Origin of the sequence: Vibrio sp. 10N.286.55.E10, assembly GCF_002872555.1 — a bacterium.
GTDB classification, from domain to species: domain Bacteria; phylum Pseudomonadota; class Gammaproteobacteria; order Enterobacterales; family Vibrionaceae; genus Vibrio; species Vibrio crassostreae.
In genome coordinates, this window is record NZ_MCSD01000020.1 from 109551 (window position 1) to 120714 (window position 11164).

An 11164-nucleotide genomic window follows, 5' to 3' on the forward strand; every position below is an offset into this window, starting at 1 on the left:
AAATTTAGTAGTGGCACTATTGATAATCAACTCACTAAAGTAGTTCAGATAAAGCGCTTTGAAAATTAGTCAATAGCAATAGCGACTTACATTCAAAAAAAAACCAACAAACTTCGCATTTTTTTGCAAATGTCCTAAGCTTCGTTTAATACCCTTCTCTCAATTCAGCGGTAAACGTAGGTTGGGAAACGGATGAGACATTGAAAGTAGAAGGAGAGCTACTTTGAAATTGTTTAAATTATCCATCATGTGCTGCTTAGTCACTGCAACACAGCTCACCGCTCAAACTCTGGAACAGTCTGTAGCTATTACTTTGGCAACGAATCCAGAGATAAAAAGCATCTTTAATGAATATGTGAGCGTGAAAAAACGTAATGATGCCTCTGGAGGCGCATACAAGCCCAGCATCGATCTTGATGCTGGTATTGGATACGAAGGTATAAACCCTGCACCAAATAACGGCCCCGATACCGATCTAACAAGAAAGGAAGCGACGATTTCCCTCACTCAATTGCTGTGGGATGGTTCCGCGACACTGTACGACATTGATCGTACTGCCGCAGAAGCCGAGTCGGTACGTTTGCAATTGATCGCGGATGCCGAAGACAAAGCGCTTGAGGTAACACAAATTTATCTAGACGCAGTAAAAGCCACTGAAGTGCTGGCACTGTCAGAAAGTAACCTTTCAATACACAAGAAAATCTATAAAGATATAAAGAAACGAGCGAATTCAGGCATAGGTTCAACAGCGGATGTATCTCAGGTAGAAGCTAGGATTGCAAAAGCTCATGGTAACTTGTTGGCCGCACAGAATAATTTAATCGATACACACACCCAATTTAGACGAGTGGTTGGTCAAGAACCTTTAGGCTTGATTTACCCAAGAGCCGATATTTCTCAAATTCCTTTGTCGTTAACGGACGCCATTGTTGATGCATTAGACCAACACCCAGTGATCAAAGTTGCAAACGCAGATGTCGATTCAGCCCACTTCCAATACAAACAGTCAAAGGGCGTGAACTACCCTACCTTCTCTATTGAAGCATCTCAGTCATGGCGTGATGATGCAGGTGGCGATGAAGGCTCAAGTCAAGAGACCCTCGCGATGCTACGCATGCGATATAACTTGTACAACGGCGGAACAGACAGTGCTAATTCAGAAGCTGCGGCATACCAATTGAACAAAGCCAAAGACCTGAGAGATCGCGCTTATCGACAAGTGGAAGAAGGTCTTCGCCTCTCATGGAGTGCATTGGATCTAACGTTACAACAAAAGAACTTTCTATCCGACCATGTTGATTCAGCTTCGGAAACTGTTATCGCATATGAAAAACAATACCGAATAGGCAAACGTACTCTGCTTGACTTACTCAACACTGAGAACGAACTATTTGAAGCCCGTAAAGATTACCTAGATGCCCACTATTCAGAGCAGTACGCTAAGTACCGTGTGATGAACGCGACAGGTTCTTTATTGAATGCTCTACTGGTCGACATTCCAGAAGAGTGGACTACGCCCGTGGAGTATTAATGATGAAAATACCTTACTTATTACTTCCCGTGTTAACGATGACTTTACTTGCCTGTTCGAACCAGCAGGAAGAGGCCTATATCGAGACACCTGAAGCTGAGCAGATTGCAGACCTGCAAGACGATGATAAAGATGGTGTGGTAAACGCTCGTGATATCTGCCCTGGTACGCCTGAAACGTCACAAGTCGACAATGATGGTTGTGGAGAAACGATTCGTGCGGAAGAAGTCAGACAGCTAAAAATACTCTTTGCTCATGACTCATTTGAAGTAAATCCAATCTTCTCAGACCAGATCAGCACGATGGCAGAGTTTCTTGCAACCTACAAAAGTGCATCGATTGAAATACAAGGCTATGCGAGTAAAGTGGGTTCCAACGAGTACAACTTAGACCTTTCAAAAAAACGAGCAAACAATGTTCAAGACGAGTTACTGTCGAATGGTATCGAACCAGAGCGTGTGAGAATTGTCGGCTATGGTGAAGAACGATTAGAAAACGATGGTGATGACCCTACTTCACACGCACTGAACCGTAAGGTAACAGCGACAGTAGTAGGGTTAAGTGAGCAGATCGTAGAAGAATGGACCATTTTTACCACGCTAGAAAAATAGCGTGACATTGTCACTGAAGGTGTAACGTGGGTTATCTTACAAAGACTGCTTAGCGACAAGATCAATAAAGCCGTGATAGGGTTGCCTATCACGGCTTTTTGTTTTTTGTAACCACTGAATCTCGGGAATGACTCAGTGGTTCTTCTTGCTACTCAGGAATCGGCTCGATAGTTAACCGAACCAATTACCGGTTAAAGTTTTACTTCTTGGTGCTTAGTTTTCGGCAGAGAAATACTTAGCAGGAAGTAACCTAAGATAGCTGCTGTCGTAGATCCCATCAGGATGCCTAATCGAGCTAGCGTATCAAAATCTGCGTTCGTTGGACCAAATGCCAATGAAGAGATGAAGATAGACATCGTAAAGCCAATACCACACAGCACAGACACTGCGAAGATGTTCATGAAGTTCACACCTTCAGGAAGCTTAGCTACGCCCGTTTTCACAGCACCCCAGCTGAATAGGAAGATACCCAGTGGCTTACCAACCAATAGACCCATAGCAATACCAAGCGGTAGCATGCCTGTAAGGTTTGAAATTGAGATGCCTTCCAGTGAGATACCTGCGTTTGCAAATGCGAAGATTGGCAAAATTGCAAAAGCTACATATGGGTGCAAAGCATGCTCTAGGTGTTTCAGCGGAGAATGTTCTCCCTTATTGCCTTTTAGTGGGATAGCAAAACCAATTACTACACCAGCTAATGTTGCGTGAACACCAGATTTCAATACAGCGAACCACAGGATCGCACCAACAATTAAGTACACACTCAGCTTAGTTACATGCTTGTTATTTAGCATGAACAACACACCAGTCGCGATGAAGCCAACCGTCAGTGCAAGCGTTGATAGGTCACCTGAGTAGAACAGTGCAATGATAACAACAACACCTAGGTCATCGATAATTGCCAATGCTAGTAAGAATACCTTCAGGCTTACCGGTACACGGTTACCAAGAAGAGCCATGATACCCAGTGCGAATGCGATATCTGTTGCAGCCGGGATAGCCCAACCTTGAAGCGCTTCAGGGTTACTTGAGTTAAATAGCACGTAAATAAGTGCAGGAGCTAACATACCACCCACAGCTGCGATAGCTGGGAAAATTGCTGTCTCTTTAGACTTTAATGCGCCTTCCAAAAGTTCGCGCTTAACTTCTAAGCCGATTAGAAGGAAGAAGACAGCCATTAAGCCATCGTTAATCCAGTGAGACACAGACATACCAAGAACGTAACTGTGAAGTACACCTTGGTACATTTCGTTCAGTGGTGAGTTTGCTACAAACATTGCGATCGCCGCAGCGATTACTAGGATGATGCCGCCAGCAGATTCCATTTTAAAGAAGTCACGGATGACGTCGGTCATGATTTCGCCCTTATATTTATTATTTAAATAAACGAATAACAAAGAATAACCACGAGTTTATATCCAAGTCTAATTGATAGATAATCACTTCTTCGGATGTTTAACTTCGGTTTTTCCTACAAATACTAAACAATACGTCGTATATTCCATAATGTTGTTCTGCGCCATGAATTAAGTATAGATGAGATCATCGAACCTGTATGCACAATTCATTGGGGTTGGATAAAAGTCGCAGACATAAAAAAAAGGCTATCAAATGATAGCCTTAGGTGTTTTTTAGTAGCCAGTTAATTGCATAAAGCCTGTCGCTTCATGGCTCCCGCTCGCCATAATCGGCCCTTCCCAATATGGTATAACAAAAGGAAGCCACATATCCCTGCGTATAATACGCGTCGTGAGGTTGATATCATGCTTAGGGACATTAATAATCCACTGTAGAGGCATCCGTCTTCTATTCATCAACGTTGTATTTTGCAATGGTTGAATTGAAATATCGGATTCCGTCAATTGGTAAACTTTGCCAGAGCGCGTTGCTAATGTACCAAATACGTAAGGCAACTGTTGGTTATGACGATAACGGTTAATACTCAACGCAGTGCCGTCATCGAGATTAAACACAAACCAATCCCAACCTTGTTGACCCACTCCAAGTAAGCCACTACCCCACTCTTTATGTACCCACGCAGTTCCCTCCACTTCCTTGGTAACGCCGTCTAAGTTCAACACACCACTCAAAGATAAAAATGGAGCGCTGAAGTTATAAGACGCGACAGGTAATAAGTCGTGTTTTTTCTGATAGCCATTATCGCCGTTGAGTACATATGGCCCTTTTGCAATAGTGTCGAGCTCAAGTCCAAAAGTGTCAGTTTGCACTTGAAGACGGCCTGGAAATGGTGTGTTGCCGAGTGCACGCCAGTTCCAGTTATCAATCCAAAGTCTGAATGGACGGTTAGTCATCCCCGCTTGGCCAATGCCGCCACGAGCCATGCGCTGTTCTTTCCATACTTTGGACTTAGAAGAGACCACTACATTTGAGATATAGACTTGAGGGCTTTGCCACCCAGGAGTTTCACGTTCGTCCGTTGCAATACGGAAAAAGCTCCACTGTACCGAATAGTCTTTGCCATCATCGCCTTTCAAAGACGCAAAGTAATGCCACCACTCATGTTGAAACTCTGGGTGGAACTTAAAATCTTGTGGTAGCGAAACATTGCGGTCTGGTAACACTGGCTCAAACACATTGAAATGTTCACTAACCAATACCGAGTTAACTTCATTCTCACCCTTTTCACCGGGATCGATGAAATAGGAGTAATAGCCCCAAACACTTAAAAAGATGCTGAAGAAACTGATTAATAGAAGAGAAGACAGGATTCGATGTCTTAACTTAGTTGAGCTATTCCGTAAAAACATACTAAAGCGCATCCCTCAGTGACTTCATCGGAGTGTTCCGAACCATTCTCATCACTGGTAAAGCACCAGCGAGCATCAATGCTGCCATGGCCCACGCAAATGTCTGCAAATAATCCCAAGGAATCACTTGTAACTCGAGTGACCACCCAAAAGACTGCTTTATCACGATATCAACAATTAAGCTCGCTAGCGCCAAGCCAAGCGGAATCGCAATCAAGGAGGAAATAAGCCCAAATACAAACAGCTGCAAGCTACCTGTCAGAATCAACTCTTTCGCCGAGACACCCAAACAGCGCTGCAAGGATATATGTCTTTGTCGAGACACTTCACCCGCTACGGTAGCAAAGAAGATACCGAAGACTGCAATAACCAAGGTGATGTTGCCTAATGTATCTGCAATCGCGAACGTTCTATCGAACACACGCATCGCTTGACTGTGAATATTGTTGTTATCGAATACACGCTCAGAGCCAAGCCTGAATACGCTTTCTAATCGGCTGCGAAGGCCTACCGAATTAACATCATCTTTGAGTATTACGCCAAGGCCTACATTACCCCGCCCTGCAAACCCATACAGCCAGTTTCGATGTGACATCATGACTTGATGGTAAGGGTTACCATAATCGTAATAAACTCCAACAACCTGCCAACCAGAGCCGAGGCTATCATAGAGGTCAATGTAGTCGCCAGGGCGAATCCCCAACTTGAGAGACATCGATTCGCTGATCAACACACCTTTAGAGTGGTGTAAGTGGTACCAGTAATTCGGAATACCTAATTTGATTGTCAGCGCTTCTAGTTCGCCTTCAGAAGGACCCGTACTGACAACCTGAATACTGCCGACTGGAGAAGCAACATCTTTCTCCCAACGCCACCAAACCGAATCTACTTCAGGTTGATCTGACAGCCAGTTACTCATACGAGCAGCTGCATTGTTGGTTGGGTAGATATAAAGATCGGCAGCCAGGCGCTGTGTTAACCATTTATCAGTAGTATCTCTAAAGCTACCCACCATGGTTTCTACACCAATATTGGCTGTTAAGGCCAACATAAAGGCCATCGTCGCCACGCCACGGTAGCTCATACTTGAAGCTGCATCAGCAAAGAACCAGCGAGCACGAACCCAGCGCAATGAATAAGAGAGGCTGTTAAATAACTTCCACATCAAAAACGGGGTAAATAGCGCCACACTAATTAGCATCAATGCGATAATCGCAAAACCCGTTTCTTGAGTCTGAGGGGCTTGATACACAGCGACAGCTGCAACCAAGAAGCCACAGCCAATCAATGCTTGCCAAGTAAACTCAGTACCCGCAAAGCGCATCAAAGACAATCGAGAGGTCAAACGAATCGGTTGTGATCTAAGCAAACGAACCAATGGCCAAGCACACGCTAAGAACGCTCCAAGTAACGCCATCAATAAGCTGTAGCCGCTCCAGCGCCAGTTCCAATCGATAGTTAAACCAACGTTGGCATCGTATAAATCACCTAAGCTTGAAGATACCGCAGGTAACAATTGGTTGGCTAACATGACACCAAAAACATTACCGCAGATCCAGCTCAGTCCTACCAATAGCAGTAGCTCTAAGCAAAGCGCTTTAGCCAATTGCCAGCCCGACACACCTGTTTGTCTTAAGATACCGACTAACGGTTGACGCTGAATAAACGACAGCGACATCGCTTGATAGAAAATGAATAAACCAACCACAAACGACAGCATGCCCATCGCTTTTAGATTTAAGTGAAAAGCGCTAGTCAGTGACTCTAATTCCGCTTTAGAGCTGCGAGAGATTGTCAAACCATTGGGTAGCATGTTTTTAAGACGCTCAAACTTCTCAGGCGACATGTCTGAGCATGCAATCACCGAGAGGCCTGCGCTGCGTTTCAGCATTCTCAGTAGCGAGATATCAGCAATCAGCCTTGTACCATCAATGATGTTGTTTTGATCAACCATTAATGGACCAAGCTCAGAGCCATCCATAAGGTGGATATAGTCACCGTTTTTCCACTCCATGTGTTCGGCGAGATCGTCGCTCACAAGGATCGGATATGGCGGTTTCATTAGATTTAACGTATTGAGATCTTTTAACGCAACGCCCGGCTGCAGTTGAAGCATAGAGACTGGATCTATGCCAATCAGCATGAAATTTGAACCATTTTCATCAGTGATACGGTGGTGATCAAAAGGAGAACACTGCTGAAAGCCTTCACGTCGAAGATGGATATAAAAGCCTTGCGGAATTTTATTGGCGTTGTGTTTTGGTCGAATACGGTAAGGAAGAGGATTCGAAAAGAGTTTTTCGCCATGTGCATAGCTTTGCTTGGCGTGTTGGTTAATGGCAGTAACACCAACCAAAAGTGATACGCCTAGGGTTAAACCAAGCCATACCAAGATAATCTGAAGTGGGTAACGTCGATAATGACCGAGTAGTGCCTTAACTACGGGCCATAACATGCAGTTGCCCTCCTTGTAGGCGGATCCTGCCATCCATATGCAGCGCTACTTTCTCACTGTGTGTTACCAACAGTAATGTACATTCTAATTGGCGAGCCAAAGAGGTCAGCAAACGCATTACCGCTTCAGCGTTGCGCTCATCTAAGCTACCTGTCGGTTCATCGGCCAATAAGATTTTTGGTTCCATATACAGCGCACGAGCAATCGCTGCACGTTGTTGCTGTCCACCAGACGCCTCTTCAGGGTAACGACCAAGCAAAGGCATAAGATCTAAAGCAGAAAGAATCTGTCTCCAGAGCCCCTTGTCTTCAGGTAGGCCTTTTAATTGGCGGCAAAAACGAATGTTGTCGGCGATGTTCAATGTCGGCAGTAAGTTGAACTGCTGAAAGATATGGCCGATGTTGTTTCTGCGATAAGCGGTGCGGTCACGCTCGGTAGAGTCGTGCATATTGAAGTGAGGGAAAGCAATTTCACCTGAATCAGCTAGGTCTAACCCCGCAATAAGGTTCAGTAAAGTACTTTTACCTGAACCACTTTCTCCCATTAATGCTAGCTGGTCACCTTGGTTTAATGTTAATTCAGCACCTTGCAAAACAGGGTGAAACTCCCCCCCATCGACGTAGCCTTTACATAGGTCTGACAGCTTTAACATTAAACAGCTCACATTAGTTAGAATTTGGAAGGAGAATCTACACTAATTCCCTGTTAGGAGGAAGTATTTTGAAAGATAGATCACACACCAACGATAAAGTGATGTGATTGGTGCGTCCTACTTCAACTTCCTATCAAGTTTTTAATCCATTTTCTTGTTTTCATGCGATAGAGCGACCCGCCCCACTTAATCACTTCTTCAGTAAGGAACAGTAGGTAAACCCACTCAGGTGGAAGCTTAAAGTAAATAGCGGCGATGGCTGCCAAAGGAATACCTATCACCCACTGAGCAATCAGATCTTGGTATAGACAAAACTTCACGTCACCACCCGCTCTGAGTACACCAACGATCACTGTCATTGGAATAGAGCGGATGACAATACCCACACTCAGAATCAAAATAAACTTCTCTGAAAGCGCTCGGGTCTCTTCGGTCAGTGCGCTAAAGGCATTCAATATTGGCGTTTGTATAAAGTAGAGGAAAATCGCCACCACAATACTGGTAAAGAAGCACAAAATCGTTAAGCCTAGCGCTTGGTAGTAAACCGCTTCATTGTTCTTCGCACCGAGTTGGTTGCCCACCAAAACCGCGGCAGCATTCGACATGCCAATCAACAAACTCAACGAGATAGACTCAACTGGCGTCATCACCGAAAGCGCAGCTAAACCTTGAACGCCTGATTGCCCCATAATGGCGTGATAAGCGAATAAGCCCCCCGCCCAAGCCAAGAAATTAAACGTTGTCGGCAGAGACAATTTCAAGAAGCGAACGACTTTCTCCACCGTTGCCGCAGCTTTGATATCACAAAGTTTGAAGGCTAATAAATGTTTAGAGAAATAGAGGTAACCAAACAAGGTCGCCACTTCAATTGCGCCACTCAGTACGGTCGCAATCGCCGCACCTTTGATGCCAAGAGCCGGAAACCCTAAGTTACCGAAAATCAGCACCCAGTTTAAGAACACGTTAGACAGGATACCAATACCACTGAAGAAGGTACTCAATCCAGGTTTGTGTATCGCTCTTAGGCCAACGGCCATACTGCTGACACACGATACGGCTAACATGCTAAATGAGGTGATAACGATGTATTCAACGCCCAAGCTGATGACTTCTTGAGAGTCAGTCGTCACGCCCATGATTTGTGCCGGGAAAGAGACAAAGAACACGATGGTCAACAGCGCAAACAACGTCGAAACCAGCCAGGTTAGTGCAGTGCTTTCTCTCACGCCTTGTCTGTTGCCCGCTCCCCAATATTGAGCAGTAAGAAGAGCGCCGCCGGTGGTGACACCCACCAGCATAATGGTCGTCACGAACATCGCACGACTCGCCACACCCACAGCCGCAATGTCTGCTTCTCCAAGCTGACCTAGCATCAACACATCCACTAAGCCTCGACTCGAGAACATGATGCTCTGCAAGGTGATTGGCAAAGCTATGGCAATCAACCTGCGAACAAAATCACCGCGTGTGTGATGAATAATTGAAGAGAGCAACATAGAGAGACCTAAACGGAACGTATTGATGAATAAAGATAAATATCGCGCTATTATATCAATGTTCGGTTTTTAACCACAGATATAAATGGAGTAGTAATGAAGAAAGTACTGGTTTTAGGCGCTTCTGGATACGTAGGCTCACAACTCCTCCCTCTCCTGCTTGAGCAAGGCTATCAAGTCACGGCAGCAGCAAGGCATATCGACTATTTAAAGGCACGGACCGAGCCTCACGAAAACTTATCACTTGAGTATCTTGATTTGGCCGATCAAGCTGCGACACAAGCCTTAGTCCCCGATTTTGATCTTATCTTCTTCCTTGTCCATGGAATGGCAGAAGGCCACGACTTTATTGATTACGAGTTAAACCTAGCTCGCAACTTTGTCTCTGCACTTGGCCCTAAAAACCAGCACGTTATCTATCTAAGCTCGTTGCAGCCTCAAACTGGTGACTCAGAGCACCTTCAAGCGAGAAAGAAAACCGGTGAACTACTTCGTAAAGGGCCGGTACCGATAACCGAACTTCAAGCAGGCGTGATCATAGGCCCAGGCTCTGCGGCATTCGAGATCATGCGAGACTTTGTGTACAACTTGCCGATTATGATTGCGCCAAAGTGGGTCGATTCTAAAGCAAACCCTATCGCATTGCAGAACCTGAACCACTATCTGCTGAAGCTAGCACAAGACACGCCTATAGAAAGCCAAATCTTCGAAGTTGGTGGGCCGGATATTGTCTCTTATCGAAACCAATTTGCTCATATTGCCAAAACGGCCGATCGTCCACTCCGGCTGTGGGCTACATCACTGCTCACACCCAAGATTGCTTCATATTGGCTAGGCGTAGTGACATCTGTACCGTCCAACATAGGCAGAGCACTGCTTGCTGGCTTAAAGCATGACTTTATTGCCAGTTCGACCACTATCAGAGAAAAGTACCCTCAGAGGCTTATCTCGTTCGAGAATATGGTTGAGCAAGCTATTCATTCTGAAGGAAACTTCGTAAAGAGTAATGTGTGGGGCTTCGATAAAACTGCCTTCAAACGCTGGCAAGCGGGATACGGTTATTACCCGAAGAAAACAGGCGCAAGCATCATGTCTACTGCCTCACTAGAGTCACTTTGGCAAGTAGCTCAACAGATAGGAAGCCCGAAGCAAGGTTACTTCTTCGCTAACGCTTTATGGCGCACACGCGAATGGTTGGACCTTCTTTTCGGCGGCGGCGTACCTGTGCGACAAATGCCTGAAGGCCCCAAGCTAAAAGTGGGCGACAAAATCGATTCATGGAAAGTGATTCGCTGTGAAGAGAACCAATTCTTATCGCTACTGTTTGGCATGAAAGGTCCAGGCTTAGGACGACTGGAAATTACCGTTTCTGACAACGGCGATTCTCGTGAACTGAACATATCAGCTTGGTGGCACCCAAAAGGCTTTCTAGGTCTACTCTATTGGTTCGCAATGATGCCTGCTCACCTGTTTATCTTTAAAGGCATGGTGAAGGCGATTGAGAAGCAGGCTAAAGAGCAGATACGAGATTCGAGTGGCGAGATGCGAAAAGATTAAAAGCAGATACGGGATTCGAGTAGCGGGATGCCAAAAGACTAAAAGCAGATACGGGATTCGAGTGTCGAGATGCGAAAAGACTAAAAGCAGATTC

The 11164-nt window shown here is 45.2% G+C and carries 8 protein-coding genes; 3 read left to right on the forward strand and 5 right to left on the reverse strand.

Annotated elements, in window-relative coordinates; all coding sequences use genetic code 11:
* Positions 1-223: 223 nt before the first annotated feature.
* Together BCV39_RS13025 and BCV39_RS13030 are read left to right on the forward strand one after the other, a co-directional pair.
* Complete coding sequence (locus tag BCV39_RS13025) at positions 224-1531, forward strand: TolC family outer membrane protein (RefSeq protein ID WP_102432757.1); 1308 nt, start codon at positions 224-226, stop codon at positions 1529-1531.
* On the forward strand, positions 1531-2142 hold the full coding sequence (locus tag BCV39_RS13030) for an OmpA family protein (protein WP_048658395.1): 612 nt from the start codon (positions 1531-1533) through the stop codon (positions 2140-2142). Before BCV39_RS13025 ends, BCV39_RS13030 begins: the two co-directional genes overlap by 1 nt.
* Positions 2143-2333: 191 nt before the next feature.
* Here BCV39_RS13030 and nhaA read toward each other — a convergent pair whose 3' ends face one another.
* The 5 genes from nhaA to BCV39_RS13055 form a co-directional block, all read right to left on the reverse strand.
* Positions 2334-3497, reverse strand: coding sequence for a Na+/H+ antiporter NhaA (gene nhaA / locus BCV39_RS13035; protein ID WP_048664785.1), 1164 nt, complete (start codon positions 3495-3497; stop codon positions 2334-2336).
* Between the two features lie 276 nt (positions 3498-3773).
* Positions 3774-4922: a lipocalin-like domain-containing protein gene (locus BCV39_RS13040; RefSeq protein ID WP_102432758.1), complete on the reverse strand. Its 1149-nt coding sequence runs from the start codon at positions 4920-4922 to the stop codon at positions 3774-3776.
* The gene (locus BCV39_RS13045; protein WP_102432759.1) at positions 4912-7365 is read right to left on the reverse strand and encodes an ABC transporter permease; all 2454 of its coding nucleotides are present in this window, start codon (positions 7363-7365) and stop codon (positions 4912-4914) included. The genes BCV39_RS13040 and BCV39_RS13045 overlap by 11 nt, the downstream gene beginning before the upstream one ends.
* Entirely contained in the window at positions 7346-8017 is a 672-nt protein-coding gene (locus BCV39_RS13050) for an ABC transporter ATP-binding protein (protein ID WP_017060385.1), read from the reverse strand. The genes BCV39_RS13045 and BCV39_RS13050 overlap by 20 nt, the downstream gene beginning before the upstream one ends.
* Before the next feature lie 122 nt (positions 8018-8139).
* Positions 8140-9513, reverse strand: coding sequence for an MATE family efflux transporter (locus BCV39_RS13055; RefSeq protein WP_102432760.1), 1374 nt, complete (start codon positions 9511-9513; stop codon positions 8140-8142).
* Positions 9514-9609: 96 nt separating this feature from the next.
* Here BCV39_RS13055 and BCV39_RS13060 point away from each other — a divergent pair, with 96 nt between their 5' ends.
* Positions 9610-11070 (forward strand): DUF2867 domain-containing protein, encoded by a 1461-nt coding sequence (locus BCV39_RS13060; RefSeq protein ID WP_102432761.1) that lies wholly within the window; start codon positions 9610-9612, stop codon positions 11068-11070.
* The last annotated feature ends 94 nt before the right edge of the window (positions 11071-11164 follow it).